Origin of the sequence: Polaromonas sp., from assembly GCF_029945895.1 — a bacterium.
Lineage (GTDB): Bacteria > Pseudomonadota > Gammaproteobacteria > Burkholderiales > Burkholderiaceae_C > Polaromonas.
In genome coordinates this window covers 1-12,687 of sequence record NZ_JAQSDL010000088.1, presented here as the reverse complement: position 1 = coordinate 12,687, position 12,687 = coordinate 1, and the positions used below count along the sequence as shown (strand labels likewise).

Annotated in this window: 14 protein-coding genes; 7 read left to right on the top strand and 7 right to left on the bottom strand. The window is 65.3% G+C overall.

Going from position 1 to position 12,687, the window contains the following annotated elements; all coding sequences use genetic code 11:
* Positions 1–534: 534 nt before the first annotated feature.
* From PSV33_RS12485 to PSV33_RS12475, 3 genes are all read right to left on the bottom strand, one after another.
* A complete protein-coding gene (locus PSV33_RS12485; RefSeq protein WP_300562273.1) occupies positions 535–960 on the bottom strand; it encodes a nuclear transport factor 2 family protein in 426 nt (141 codons plus the stop codon).
* A 91-nt stretch (positions 961–1,051) separates the two neighbouring features.
* Positions 1,052–2,497, bottom strand: a complete 1,446-nt coding sequence (locus PSV33_RS12480) for an aspartate aminotransferase family protein (protein WP_300562271.1) — start codon at positions 2,495–2,497, stop codon at positions 1,052–1,054.
* Complete coding sequence (locus PSV33_RS12475) at positions 2,494–3,129, bottom strand: DedA family protein (protein WP_300562269.1); 636 nt, start codon at positions 3,127–3,129, stop codon at positions 2,494–2,496. Before PSV33_RS12475 ends, PSV33_RS12480 begins: the two co-directional genes overlap by 4 nt.
* Before the next feature lie 305 nt (positions 3,130–3,434).
* On the opposite strand from PSV33_RS12475, the gene PSV33_RS12470 reads away from it, so the two are divergent.
* Positions 3,435–3,719, top strand: coding sequence for a DUF4389 domain-containing protein (locus tag PSV33_RS12470; protein WP_300562267.1), 285 nt, complete (start codon positions 3,435–3,437; stop codon positions 3,717–3,719).
* Positions 3,720–4,050: 331 nt separating this feature from the next.
* Here the strand turns inward: PSV33_RS12470 and PSV33_RS12465 are convergent, their stop codons facing one another.
* Entirely contained in the window at positions 4,051–4,434 is a 384-nt protein-coding gene (locus PSV33_RS12465) for an energy transducer TonB (RefSeq protein ID WP_300562265.1), read from the bottom strand.
* On the bottom strand, positions 4,431–5,624 hold the full coding sequence (locus PSV33_RS12460) for a PLP-dependent aminotransferase family protein (RefSeq protein WP_300562275.1): 1,194 nt from the start codon (positions 5,622–5,624) through the stop codon (positions 4,431–4,433). Before PSV33_RS12460 ends, PSV33_RS12465 begins: the two co-directional genes overlap by 4 nt.
* Before the next feature lie 149 nt (positions 5,625–5,773).
* Between PSV33_RS12460 and PSV33_RS12455 the strand changes: the two genes are divergently transcribed.
* The 6 genes from PSV33_RS12455 (at position 5,774) to PSV33_RS12430 (ending at position 9,665) form a co-directional block, all read left to right on the top strand.
* Positions 5,774–6,508 (top strand): dienelactone hydrolase family protein, encoded by a 735-nt coding sequence (locus PSV33_RS12455; RefSeq protein ID WP_300562263.1) that lies wholly within the window; start codon positions 5,774–5,776, stop codon positions 6,506–6,508.
* Between the two features lie 90 nt (positions 6,509–6,598).
* Positions 6,599–7,210 (top strand): TetR/AcrR family transcriptional regulator, encoded by a 612-nt coding sequence (locus PSV33_RS12450; protein ID WP_300562261.1) that lies wholly within the window; start codon positions 6,599–6,601, stop codon positions 7,208–7,210.
* 28 nt (positions 7,211–7,238) lie between these two features.
* Positions 7,239–7,766 carry an SRPBCC family protein gene (locus PSV33_RS12445; RefSeq protein ID WP_300562258.1) on the top strand — a complete coding sequence of 176 codons (528 nt, stop codon included), beginning with the start codon at positions 7,239–7,241 and terminating at the stop codon, positions 7,764–7,766.
* Positions 7,756–8,184: a PaaI family thioesterase gene (locus PSV33_RS12440; RefSeq protein WP_300562256.1), complete on the top strand. Its 429-nt coding sequence runs from the start codon at positions 7,756–7,758 to the stop codon at positions 8,182–8,184. Before PSV33_RS12445 ends, PSV33_RS12440 begins: the two co-directional genes overlap by 11 nt.
* 3 nt (positions 8,185–8,187) lie before the next feature.
* Positions 8,188–8,616 (top strand): hypothetical protein, encoded by a 429-nt coding sequence (locus tag PSV33_RS12435; protein ID WP_300562254.1) that lies wholly within the window; start codon positions 8,188–8,190, stop codon positions 8,614–8,616.
* Positions 8,617–8,702: 86 nt separating this feature from the next.
* Positions 8,703–9,665 carry a GyrI-like domain-containing protein gene (locus PSV33_RS12430; RefSeq protein WP_300562252.1) on the top strand — a complete coding sequence of 321 codons (963 nt, stop codon included), beginning with the start codon at positions 8,703–8,705 and terminating at the stop codon, positions 9,663–9,665.
* A gap of 36 nt (positions 9,666–9,701) precedes the next feature.
* Here the strand turns inward: PSV33_RS12430 and PSV33_RS12425 are convergent, their stop codons facing one another.
* Together PSV33_RS12425 and PSV33_RS12420 are read right to left on the bottom strand one after the other, a co-directional pair.
* Positions 9,702–11,648: a PAS domain S-box protein gene (locus PSV33_RS12425; RefSeq protein WP_300562251.1), complete on the bottom strand. Its 1,947-nt coding sequence runs from the start codon at positions 11,646–11,648 to the stop codon at positions 9,702–9,704.
* A gap of 208 nt (positions 11,649–11,856) precedes the next feature.
* Positions 11,857–12,687 (bottom strand): methyl-accepting chemotaxis protein (locus PSV33_RS12420; protein WP_300562250.1); only part of this gene is annotated, 831 nt, incomplete at its 5' end.

The window sequence follows — 12,687 nt, the reverse complement described above, 5'->3', positions numbered from 1 at the left end:
TGGCCAGCGGCAAAAGCATGGCAATGAGGGCGCCGCCCTTTCCTGCAAAAGGAGAGCCCCCGCCGGCAGGCCCGCCCTGAGCGCCAGCACCGCCCCCCAACAGGTCGCCAAATACATCCGCCAGGCCTCCGGACGGCCTGCCCTGCGGGCCAGCCCGACTTGCGCCGACATTTCCCAAAACACTGCCCAAGATCTGTCCCAGGATATCGCTCGCCATTGAATGCTCCGTAGTGGTCAATCGTCCAATCTAAGCGCAGCGCTGCGACCCGACCGTAGGCCGGAACCGACAGGCGGGGTCGAATTACTTCAGCAGTCGGGGCTGGGCGCAGCGCGGCCCGGCCGAAGCCGCGCCATGACGCATCCTTTTGCATAAAATCGGCTCCCAGCCCAATGGCAGCAAGCGCGACAAGCTACTCTTTTCATAGCAAGCAGCGCGCGCCGACAGCATGCCAGTCGCCACACCCGCGCCTGTGATCATGCAGGGTGAACCCCGGGTCGACGCGGGAAGACACACCGGCGCCCGGGATGCCAAACCTACGGTTGCACCACCGAATGCCACCAGATCCGGAAGTCACGGCACAGGCCGCCGGCTTCAAATTCGGCGACCGCCACGCCGTCGAGCGCCAGGCGCGGCAAGGGGTCGCCCGGCTGGCGTGCCAGCTGGCTGGTGCCTGTGGAAGCGGCCCACATCGCAAACATTTCTTCCGAGGTGACCTGGTACGTGGTGTGCCAATGGGCCATGCCGCCCAGCGCCTGGGCATGCAGGATGTCGAAGGTGAGCACAATGTCGGTCTGCAGCTTGACGCGCTGCCAGTACTGCCGGATCTGCGCGTGCCCGGTCTGCACCGCAAACGGCGTGTTGTGGTACTGGCCGTCTTCGGTGAACAGCGAAGCCAGCAGAAATTCGTCGCGGGTCTCCCACGCTTTTTTGTAACTCTCCATGAAGCGCTGCATCAACATTCCGAAGGCCCTCCGTATTTTTAAAAAAGCTGTGTGCCGCCGGGGGGGGGCCGGTATGCCCCCCCGCCGCAGCGTGCTTGCCCTGTTGGCGCTACCTGCCCTGCTGGCGCGCCACATACCAGCGCGCCACGCGCTCCACCAGCGCGTCCACCCTGCCCCTGAACCCGGGCGCCACCGGCGGCGGCGCATGCAGGTCGATCTGCTGGCCGCCCGCCTTGTACATCTGCACAAACAGGTCGAGCACCTTCTGGCGCACCATGCCGCGCAGGGGAATGTGGCTCATCATGCCGTAGGTGGCGGCACTGCCTTCCTGCGCCAGCGCAGGGTTGGCCTTGACGGTGGCTACCGCGTCCTTCAGGTCGCGCAGGTAAGCGTCCACCACGGCCAGATGGCCAGCGGTGATCATGGCGTGCAGGCCGTCGGGCTTTTGCAGGCGGTTCACCGTCCAGCCCTTCGCATCCATCTGGTCGCCCACCGCAAAAATATTGACCGCCGCATCGCGCGAGCCATAGGCCAGCAGCGGGCCGCTGGGTTCGCCCATCACATACAGCTCGGGCATGGCGGCAATGCCCTCACGCATGGTGTCAAAAGCCTGCAGGGTCTGCGCGGCCAGCGCACGGTAACCCGACTGGCCGAAGTGCTGCATGGCCGCCCACGCCGCTGCATAGGCGCCGCCCGGGCGTGTGCCCAGCAGCGCCGGCGAGGCAAACACGCCGCCCGGCCAGTCTTCATACACAAACATCTGGTGGCGTAAATAGTCCAGGTTGCGGTAGGTGATGGTGGAGGCGCCCTTGGCCGCAAAGCCGTATTTGTGGATGTCGGCCGAGATCGACGTGACGCCGGGCACCCGGTAGTCCCACAGCGGCAACGTGCGCCCGTTCATGGCCATGAAAGGCAGAATGAAGCCGCCCACGCAGGCGTCCACATGCAGGGGAATGCCGCGCTCTTGCGCCATGGCGCCCATGGCCGCTATCGGGTCAATGCTGCCGTGCGGGTACTCGGGCGCGGAGCCGAGAACCATCACCGTGCGGCGGTTCAGCAGGCGCGGCAGCTTGCGCACGTCGGCGCGCAGCTTGTCGTCCAGCGGCAGCAGGCGCACCTTGACGTTGAAGTACTCCGCCGCCTTGAACCAGGCCACGTGCGCGGTGACAGGCAGCACCATCTCGGGCCGCTTCACACCGCGCTGGCTGCGCGCCATGTCGCGGTAGGTCTTGACGGCCAGCAGGCAGCTTTCGGTGCCGCCGGAAGTGACCACGCCGCAGACCTCTGGCGTGCCGTGGAACATCTCGGCCACCGCCGCAATGATTTCCGTCTCGAAACGCTTGAGGCTTTTGAAAGCCGTCGGGTTGAGCCCGTTGGCCGACGAGAAAGCCTGGTACGCCTGGCCCATGAAGGCGTCGTGTTCTTCACCCAGGTAATACACCAGGCTCCACAGCCGGTTGGCCTTGTAGTCGGGGTCGTGCGCGCCGTAGCCCTTCAGCTCGGCCAGCACCTCGGCCTGGGGGCGGCCCTGCTCGGGCAGCTTGCCGCCGCTCATGACTGACCCGCCTCTTTGACTGCACTCTTGTCTTTGGCGCGACGGCGCGCCAGCAGCCAGACGCCGATCACCAGCAGCACGACGCCAATGACCAGCACACCCTGGAAGCGGCTGACCAGCGCCAGAATCTCCTGCCAGCGCCCACCCACATAACGCACGCCGTAGACCAGCAGGGGCAGTTCCACCAGCGCGGCGGCGCCGTCGTAGATGAACAGGTGACGGTAAGGCATCTTGAGCGAGCCCGCCGCAAAAAACAGCGGCGTGCGCACGCCCGGCATGAAACGCACCACAAAGATGTAGGCCGGCCCGTAGCGGCGCATGGTGTCCTGCATGGCAGCCAGCCGCGCCTCGGGCACCACGCGCGCAAAGTAGCGGTGGCGCAGCAGCCGCGCCCCGAAGCGGTGGCCCCAGTGAAACACCAGCGCGTCGCCCGCCAACAGCCCGAACCACGCCACCACCATCAGCGGCACCGGCGCCATCACTCCCTTGAGCGTGAGCGCCGCCGCAGCCAGCAGCAGGATGTCTTCATTGATGGGCGCCCCTATGCCGCAGCTGAACAGCAGTGCAAACAGCAGCGCGTAAGCGGGAAAGCCCTGCAGCGACTGCAGAAAAGCCATGGCGGAATCGAACATGGCGCCATTTTGCCCGCTGTGCCCCACCCGGTTCGGCCAGAGCCTGTCAAGGGGCCCTGGCCCGCTGCTCCTTCAACAAGCTCAGGGCGCACCGTGGCAAGGATCCCCGAAGAGTAAAAGTTTGCAGCAGAATGTGCCATCAGCCCTTGCTGTACAAGCGCAGGTAGCTACATTATTCATAGCATTGAAGCAACCCGCGCTGGCCGCCTCTGCCCCGTGGCACAGCGCTGCAGTTGCTTGACACACCTCAAACGCTTCGACCCACAGCGCGCGCAGCATATCCACCTCCACTGAAGGATTCCGCCATGACAGACACCGCCCTCGTCACCCTGCCACCGCCACGCAAACTCTGGGTGCGCGCCCTGCTCATGCTGCTGATGGGCGCGGCCTTCCAGCTGGCCGCCTGGGTGCTGTTGGCCCTTGCACTGCTGCAACTCGGCTTTGCCCTCTTCACCGACCAGCCCAACCCGCGCCTGCAGGGTTTTGGCCGCAGCATGGGCCGCTACCTGGCACAGATTGCGGGCTTTGTCTCCTTCGCCACCGAAACCCTGCCCTTTCCCTTCAGCGACTTGCCGGACGACGCCGCTTAATCGCCGCCCCGGTGATCCAGGTGGCTCTGCCGCCGTTCGTCCGTCGAATCATCACGGTGCAAAGCAAAATCGGCCTCCAGCCCTTACAGGACGTGCGCAAGCAGCTATTCATTTGATAGCACCAGACGGCCGGTGACCGTGCTGGGCGCGTGCCACCATCCGGGCAATCGACGTCTGCCTCAGCATGCGCGTTGGCGACGTCAAGCCCACCGACGCAGAGACTGCTGACAAGGACGAGCAGCCAGCGGGCTGATCACTGGCTCGGATAGCACCCGACGAAAAAAGCCTGCTGCGCCTTTGCAGCAGGCTTTTTTATTGTCTCCCGGGACGGCTAATCCTGAAGAACGAAGCGGATCGGGACGATGATCAGGCTGTCCACCGGCTGGCCGCTGCGATCTTGCGCCGGAACAAACCTGGCGCCGTGCAGGTAACGAAGCGCCGCTTCGTCGAGCAAGGCATGCCCGGAGCTGGAGCGCACCTGGACATCGGCCGCGGCGCCGCTGGCCAGCACCCGCAGTTTCACCATCACCTCGCCCTGCTGCTCCAGCCGCAATGCCGCAGGGGGATAGTCAGGTCTCAAAGGCGCTTCCGGCCGGGCGTAAACAGCCAGAACAGGCGCCGCACCAGGTGTGTCGCGCTCTACAACGGTGGGCTGGGTCTGCGCCAGTGCCGCTGCGCCGATCAAGGCTGCGGCGAACGCCAGCCGTTTCTTCATCCCTGGATCGCCTTGCCGAGTCGCGCCATGCCTTCCTCAATCTTCCCCACATCGGCGGTGGCAAAGCTGAGCCGGAAGGTGCTCACATCCGGCGCGTTCGCGTAAAACGGCGCACCGGGCACAAACGCCACGCCCTGCTCGATCGCCCGCTTGGCGAATTCGCCCGCGTCTTGGGTCTTGCCGCCCGCCCCCGTGAGCCGGGCCCAGAAGAACAGGCCGCCCTGCGGTTGCGTGAACTCGACCGCATCACCCAGCTCGCGCTTCAGCGCGGCGCCCATGGCCACAGCGCGTTCGCCGTACACCTTGCGCACGCGTGCCAGCGTAGCGGGCATGCGGCCGGCTTTCAGGTATTGCGCGGCCGTCGCCTGGGCAAAGGTGCTGGTGTGGGCGTCGCTGAACTGTTTGCACATGGTGGCCTTGGCCAGCAGCTCGGCGGGGCCGATCATCCAGCCGACACGCAGGCCGGGGCTGAGCACCTTGCTCATGCTGCCGCAATGGGCGATCAGCTCGCTGCTGCCGGGTACGTCTTTTGACAAGCTCAGAATGCTGGGCGGCGGTGCTTCGTTGAAGTAAAGGTCGCCATACGGGTCGTCCTCGACGATCAGGGTGTTGTACTTGACGGCCAGGGCCAGCACTTTCTTGCGGCGCTCCAGACTCAGCATGGCGCCGCTGGGGTTGCCAAAGGTGGGAATCAGGTAGACGAACTTGGGCTTGTGCTCGGCCATGAGTTTTTCCAGTGCGTCGGTGTCCACGCCGTTGGCGTCCACCGGGGCGCTGACCAGGTCGGCGCCGTAAAGGCGAAAACACTGGATGGTGGCCAGAAAGGTCGGGCCTTCGACGATCACCTTGTCGCCGGGGTCGATCATGGTTTTGCCCAGCAGGTCCAGCGCCTGCTGGCTGCCGGTGGTGACGATCAGCCCGTCGGGCGCGACGCTCACGCCCTTGGTGGCCATGAAGGCGGCAAGCTGTTCGCGCAGCGGGTTGTAGCCTTCGGTGGCGCCGTATTGCAGCGCGGCGCCGGGTTCTTCCGTCAGGGCCTTGTTGGCCGCTTCCTGGATGCCGGCCACGTCGAACATGGCGCTGTCGGGAAAGCCGCCGGCAAAGCTGATGATGCCGGGCTTGCCGAGCAGCTTGAACAGTTCGCGGATGGCGGAGGTTTCAACGTTGTTGAGGCGGTCAGCAAATGGCAGGGACATGGGTTTCTCGCTTTCTGATTTGTATTGTCGCCAATTTGCGCACGGCTTTGCTGCCGGGCGGCCGGTGGCGGCAGAATACCGGCAGGACCCACCCGCCACCGCCGTGCCGGCGGTCTTGTCATCCACCGTATCTGAGGCCACCCATGATCGAGCAGCACATAGACATCTCCGGCGCCGACGGCGCCATGAACAGCTTTGTGGTTTGCCCCGAAGAAGGCGGGCCGCACCCGGTGGTGCTGTTTTACATGGACGCACCGGGCAAGCGCGAAGAGTTGCACGACATGGCACGGCGCATTGCGGCGGTGGGTTATTACGTGGTGCTGCCCAACCTGTACTACCGGCGCTCGCGCGACTTCTGGCTGACCGAGCGCACCGAGCCGCTGATGGCCGTGATGTTTGAACACATGAACTCGCTCAACAACGCCATGGTGGTGCGCGACACCGAAGCCATGCTGCGCTTTGTAGATGCGCAGCCGCAGGCCGACGCCGGCCGCGTGGGCGCGGTGGGCTACTGCATGAGCGGCCCGTTTGTCATGGCCGCGGCCGCTGCCCTGCCCGACCGCATCAGCAGCATTGCCAGCATTCACGGCGCCAACCTGGTGACCGATCGTGACGACTCCCCGCACCGGATGGCGCCGCTGATCCGCTGCGAAAGCTACTTTGCCTGCGCCGAAACCGACCGCTGGGCGCCACCGGCGCTTGTGCAAACGCTGCAGGATGCGCTGGTGGCGGGCAAAACCCCGCACCGCATCGAGTGGTACCCAGGCACCGAGCACGGCTTTGTTTTTCCCAAACGCGCCGGCATTTACCACCAGGCCGCGGCCGAGCGGCATTGGGAGCGGCTGTTCGACCTGTTCAGGCGCACGCTGCAGGGCTGACGGCCGCCCTTCGCCCCTTCACCGGCCCCCACCAGCCGGGTTGTCAAACAGGGCTTGACTAGAGTGTTACTCTGGAGTGATACTCCAGTCATGGAACCAACTTCCACCCGATCACGCCTGCTGGACGCCGCTGCCACCGTGTTTCTGGCGCACGGCTTCACTGCCGCGTCCATGGACATGGTGCGCCAGGAGGCGGGCGTCAGCAATGGCAGCCTGTATCACCACTTTCCCACCAAGGCGCAATTGGCCGACGCGCTGTATGCCCACATCCTGCGCGACTTCCACGCAACCCTGCTGCCGCCCATCGCGGGCCGGGCCACGGCCCAGTCGGCAGAAAAAGGCGTGAAGGGACTGATTCGCACTTACATCCAGTGGGTGCTGCAACATCCACAGAGCGCCCGCCTGCTGCATGAATTGCGGCGCAGCGGCGATATCTCCAGCGGAGCCGGCGAGGCCGAAGCCGCCGTCAAGGCAGAAACAGACGCCACCAACGCCAGCGCGTTTGCCGCACTGACGGCGTGGATCGCGCAGCGCGTGGAGGCCGGCGACATGCGGGCCATGCCTTTTCACGTCTGGATGGCGCTGGTTTTTTCGCCGGCGATGTCGCTCACGCAGCGATGGATCAGCCAACCCCAGCCCACGGTGGCGCCCAAGGTGCGGGCCGCGCTGGAACATGCCGCCTGGATGGCCGTAGCCGCCTGAACGCATATACGCAAGGAGAGCTCTTTCCATGAAAGTCGTGAACGTTCATCAACGCCTGTTGCATGCCAGCCCCGAGCGGGTGGGCGCGCTGATCGACACGCTGGCCTCACCCGCCGAGGCGCTGTGGCCGGGGCGGGCCTGGCCGCGCATGAAGTTCGACCGGCCGCTGGGCGTGGGCGCCGTGGGCGGCCATGGGCCTGTCCGCTACTTGGTGGAGGCTTACCTGCCCGGCCAGTCGATTCGCTTCAGGTTCACCGCGCCCACCGGTTTTGACGGCTGGCATGGGTTTGAGGTGCTGGACGCCACGCCCGTGTTTTGCGTGCTGGAGCACCGCATTGAAATGAACACGCGCGGCCCGGCCCTGCTGACCTGGCCACTGGCGGTGCGGCACCTGCATGACGCCTGTGTGGAAGACGCGCTGTCACAGGCGCAGGCATCGCTGGGCAATGAGCCCAAGCCGGTGCCCTGGCCCGCGCGGGTGCGCCTGCTGCACTGGCTGGCCGCTGGCGGCCGGCGCCTGACCCCACCTGTGCCAAGGAGGCAACATGCCCGCTGATCTGAATATTTCCCCCGACCTGATCGCCTTTGGCCGCGACGCCTTGCGCCGCCAACCCTTCAGCGCCATGCTCGGCGCACGGCTGGATGCTTTCGAGCCCGGCAAGGCCGAACTGTCGGTGCCGGTCGTTCCGGGCCTGCTGCAGCAGCACGGTTTTGTGCACGGCGGCGTGTTGTCTTACCTGGCCGACAACGCACTGACGTTTGCGGGTGGCTCGGTGCTGGGCGATTCGGTGACGTCCGAGTTCAAGATCAACTACCTGCGCCCGGCCAAAGACGCCGAGCGCCTGCTGGCCGTGGCCACGGTGGTGGGCAGCGGCAAGACGCAAGCGGTGTGCCGCTGCGACATTTTTGTGCTGCGCGGCACCGAGCGCACGCTGTGCGCCGCCGCGCAGGGCACGATCCGCAAGGCGGGTTAAGCCATGGCCATGTCGCTTACCCTGCCGTCTTTGCTCATTTCGCTCAGCGCGGCCATCTTGCTGCTGCTGGGGTCGGCGCATTTGTTCTTTACCTTCCACGGCAACAAGTTCGACCCGCGGGACGCGTCGCTCAAGGCCCGGCTGATGGAGGTGTCGCCCGTGATCAGCCGCCAGACGACGCTGTGGCGCGCCGGCATCGGCTTTCACGCCAGCCATTCGTTTGGTGCCATGTTGTTTGGCCTGGTCTATGGTTATCTGGCGCTGATCCACAGCGCCTTTTTGTTCGAGTCGTGGTTTCTGCTCGGGCTGGGCTTGCTGACGCTGGCGGGCTACACCGTGCTGGCCCGCCGCTACTGGTTCAGCGTGCCACTGCGCGGTGTGTCGGTGGCGACCGTTCTGTATGGCCTGGGCCTGGTGACGCAGTTCGCATGATGTGAGAGTCGTGGACGCCGCATACACTGGCAGCCCATGAAGACCGCCGACATCGCGCCCTTCTTCGAGATCCTGAAAGCGCTGCCGTGACGCCGCCCGACCACCGGCGCGCCTACATGGCCCGCATCAACCGCGTGATCGACCACATCAGCACGCATCTGGCCGACACGCTGGACCTGCACACTCTGGCCGCCGTGGCCCATTTTTCGCCCTGGCATTTTCACCGCCTGTTTCAGGCGACGACGGGCGAAACGCTGGCCGATTGCGTGCGCCGCCTGCGGCTGGAGGCGGCGGCGCAGCGCCTGCTGGGGACACCGCCGCCCACCGCGCTGGCGGTGGCGCTGGAGGTCGGTTTTGTCTCGGCCGAGGTGTTCACGCGAGCGTTTCGCGCGCACTTCGGCATGACCCCCACCGCCTGGCGGCGCGGCGGCTCGCACGACTGGTCGGCCAGCCGCCGCGCGCAACTGAGCAAGATTCATCAAGAAGTGCGCAAGAACCATCAAGCCGCGCGACCGGATGTTCAGCACGATGGTGACAGTTGGCCACCGAGCCAGCCCACCATTGACAAAGGAACATCCATGGAAGTCGAAGTGAAGACCCTGCCGGCCCTGCGCCTGGCCTATCTTCGTCACACCGGCCCCTACGGCCACCCCGACATCGGCGCCACCTGGCAACGCCTGTGGCGCTGGCTCGGCCAACACGGGCTGAACCCGGAGCGGATCTACGGCATCGTCCAGGATGACCCCGATCTCACCCCGGCCGACAAATGCCGCTATGACTGCTGCTTCGAGGTTGACGCTGCATTCCAGCCGCAGGGAGACATCGGCGTGCAGACTTTTGCCGGCGGACGTTATGCCTGCGCCGCCTTCACCGGCACCGGGGCCACCATTCACGCGGCCTGGATGCGCCTGTTTGGCGAATGGCTGCCACAAAGCGGCTACCAGGCCGACGACAAACCCTCACTGGAACTGCATGAGGGTGATTTTGTGGTCGACAAAAAAACCGGCGCCTTCCGCTGCCTGCTGTGTGTGCCGGTGCGGCCTTTGTAGGCCACCGCGGGTCGGCCTGGGCCGCTCTGGGTCTGGCTACGGGTGGCTCTGGGTACCGCCACCCGCCGCAACCACACCGCCTGGCAGGGTGAAGAAAAAGCTGGCCCCGCGCCCGGGCGTTGCCTCGGCCCAGAGCCTGCCGCCGTGCCGGGCAATCACGCGGCTGACGGTCGCCAGGCCAATGCCCATGCCGGCAAATTCCGTGACGCCGTGCAAACGCTGGAACGGGATGAACAGCTTGTTGACATGAGCCATGTCGAAGCCGGCGCCGTTGTCGCTGACAAAAAACACCGGCAAGCCGTCCGCGCCGGCCTGGTGGCCGACGGTGATCTCGGCCAAGGCCTTTTTCGAGGTGAATTTCCAGGCATTTTCCAGCAGGTTTTCCATCGCCATCCGTATCAGCCGGGCGTCGCCATGGCTCTGCAGACCCTTTTCAACCTGCACCACCACATGACGCCCAGGCTCGCGTACCTGCCAATCGTCCAGAATGGCGCGGGCCATGACGGACAGGTCCACCGGCGCGTTGCCCAACAAGGTGCGTGAGACCTCGGCGAGCGAAAGCAGACCTTCGATCAGTTGCCCCATTTGCTGGGTACCGGCCTGGATGCGCGCCAGGTAATGTTCCCCTTGCGCGTCCAGGGTACCGGCAACTTTTCTGGCCAGCAAATGGCTGAAACCGTTGATGGAATTGAGCGGGGAGCGCAGGTCATGGGAAACCGAATACGAAAAGGCTTCGAGGTCGTGGTTCGAAACGCGCAGGGCGGCTTCGGCGGCCTTGATTGCAGTGATGTCCTGCAACACGCCAAAAAGACGCACCAGCTTGCCGTCCTGCAGGATGGCCTGCCCCTGCGTCCGAACCCAGATGCGCCTGCCTTTGGCCGTGAGAAGCGGGAGATCCAGGTCCCATGAGGCGCCGTGCTGCAGGGCAGCGTCTACCGCGGCACGGATCGCGGGCTGCGCCTCAGGGGCGTAAAAACCGAGAAGGCCCTCCAGGGTGATGGCCGCCGAGGGGTCGACCTCATGGATGCGGTAAATCTCGTCGGAGCAATAGGTTGCCGTGGACGCCATCACCACCTCCCAGCCGCCCACCTTGGCCAACGCTCCGGTGCGGTTGAGCAGTTCAAGGCTGCGGGCAATCAGTCCTTCAGAACGCTTGCGGTTGGAGATCTCCCTGATCAAACCGGTACGCCGGCGAGCCGGCGAGCCCTCGCCCTGGCCATCATCTTCGATCCAGCCGAGCAGATGGATCCAGCGTTCTTCCCCCGAACCCGTGATCACCCGGAACTCGGCATCAAGCGGCAATGCGGCCTGGACGGCTGCGTCACGCGCGGCAGCGAAAGCCTGGCGGTCATCGGGATGGATCAGCCGGAGCAGCCCGTCATAGGAGCCGTCCAGCAGCGAACACTCCACACCGAGCACTTCACAGGCCTGATCGCACCACCACATCAGGTTGGTGTCGAGATCAATCTGCCAGTAGCCAATGCGTGCAAGCCGCTGCGCCGCCTGCAGGCGGCGCTGGCTTTCGCGCAGGCGGGCGTCATTGTCGGCCTGCTCCCGCTGAAGACGGTCGAGCTCCGTGATGTCGCGAACAATGGTCGTGTACAGCTTGCCTTCGGCGGTCTGGAGCACGGAAATCGAGGCTTCCAGGGGAAACTCCTCGCCATTGCGACGCAGGCCGTGGATGACCCGGCGCTCGCCCATGCGCCGGGAAGTCACACCGGTGTTGCCGTAACGCTCGACGCTCTGGGCGTGACCCGCACGAAAACGCTCGGGCATCAGCTTTTCAAGAGGCTGCAGCAACACCTCTTGCCGCGACCAGCCGAAGACCTGTTCCGCCGCGTGGTTGTACATGACGATCCGCTGGCGCTCATCCACGGTGATGATGGCGTCCATGGCGGACTCCAGCACGCCCGCCAGAAGGGCCGCTGCCCCGCCAAGTGTGCTGCCGCCAGGATCCAGGGGGTCGCTCGAAGAGGAAGGCATGGTTCTTTCTGGAGGCCGGCCAGGCGCGCTCGACACCCCGGACCATGCCACCGGAAGGTCTGCGGCTCGCCAACCGGCTGATCAATATGCATACTTAGTGTCGGATCGGTACCCCGACCGGGACTTGATCGGCGTCAATATTCCGTCAATCCCAGGTCTCCGCGCAGGCAGAAGTCCGCCTTGCGCCGGAGAACCCTGCGCCGATGGCTTAAAAGGTTTCCCAGCTGCCTCCGGCCGCAGCCATCTGGCCTGCCGGCCCGGCAATGGCCGGCTTGGCCTTGGGCGGCTGTTGGGGCGACGCTTTCCGGCTGGAAGGTTTTGCAGCGGCGGCGCGCTGCGGTGGCGCCACCTGGTTCAGCTGCTCCTGATCCAGCCTGAACACACTGACCACCTGGCTGAGCCCGCTGGCCTGCTCCTGCAGCGAGGACGCTGCGGCGGCGGCTTCTTCGACCAGCGCAGCGTTTTGCTGCGTCACCTGGTCCATCTGCGTGATCGCCTGGTTGATCTGCTCGATGCCCTGGGTCTGCTCCTGGCTGGCCGCCGTGATCTCGGCCATGATGTCGGTCACGCGTTTGACGCTGTCCACAATCTCGTCCATGGTCTTGCCGGCCTCGGCCACCTGTTTGCTGCCTTCTTCGACTTTGTCGACGGAGTCGCCTATCAGGGTCTTGATCTCTTTGGCCGCTGCGGCACTTCTCTGGGCGAGGTTTCTGACTTCTGCGGCAACCACGGCAAAGCCTCTTCCCTGCTCGCCGGCCCGAGCCGCTTCAACGGCGGCGTTCAGGGCGAGGATGTTGGTCTGGAAGGCGATGCCGTCGATGACGCCGATGATGTCGACGATCTTTCTGGAGGAGGCGTTGATGGCGCCCATGGTGCCGACCACTTCGGCGACCACGCTGCCGCCCTTGACGGCAACGCTGGAGGCGGTGACGGCCAGCTGGTTGGCCTGGCGGGCGTTGTCGGCGTTTTGTTTGACGGTGGACGTCAGCTCTTCCATCGACGCTGCGGTCTCTTCCAGGGAGCTGGCCTGCTCTTCGGT

What these genes read in the sequence shown, in the direction of transcription:
- PSV33_RS12485 (WP_300562273.1), bottom strand. Translation starts at nt 960, where the DNA reads ATGTTGATGCAGCGCTTCATGGAGAGTTACAAAAAAGCGTGGGAGACC.
- PSV33_RS12480 (WP_300562271.1), bottom strand. Translation starts at nt 2,497, where the DNA reads ATGAGCGGCGGCAAGCTGCCCGAGCAGGGCCGCCCCCAGGCCGAGGTG.
- PSV33_RS12475 (WP_300562269.1), bottom strand. Translation starts at nt 3,129, where the DNA reads ATGTTCGATTCCGCCATGGCTTTTCTGCAGTCGCTGCAGGGCTTTCCC.
- PSV33_RS12470 (WP_300562267.1), top strand. Translation starts at nt 3,435, where the DNA reads ATGACAGACACCGCCCTCGTCACCCTGCCACCGCCACGCAAACTCTGG.
- PSV33_RS12465 (WP_300562265.1), bottom strand. Translation starts at nt 4,434, where the DNA reads ATGAAGAAACGGCTGGCGTTCGCCGCAGCCTTGATCGGCGCAGCGGCA.
- PSV33_RS12455 (WP_300562263.1), top strand. Translation starts at nt 5,774, where the DNA reads ATGATCGAGCAGCACATAGACATCTCCGGCGCCGACGGCGCCATGAAC.
- PSV33_RS12450 (WP_300562261.1), top strand. Translation starts at nt 6,599, where the DNA reads ATGGAACCAACTTCCACCCGATCACGCCTGCTGGACGCCGCTGCCACC.
- PSV33_RS12445 (WP_300562258.1), top strand. Translation starts at nt 7,239, where the DNA reads ATGAAAGTCGTGAACGTTCATCAACGCCTGTTGCATGCCAGCCCCGAG.
- PSV33_RS12440 (WP_300562256.1), top strand. Translation starts at nt 7,756, where the DNA reads ATGCCCGCTGATCTGAATATTTCCCCCGACCTGATCGCCTTTGGCCGC.
- PSV33_RS12435 (WP_300562254.1), top strand. Translation starts at nt 8,188, where the DNA reads ATGGCCATGTCGCTTACCCTGCCGTCTTTGCTCATTTCGCTCAGCGCG.
- PSV33_RS12425 (WP_300562251.1), bottom strand. Translation starts at nt 11,648, where the DNA reads ATGCCTTCCTCTTCGAGCGACCCCCTGGATCCTGGCGGCAGCACACTT.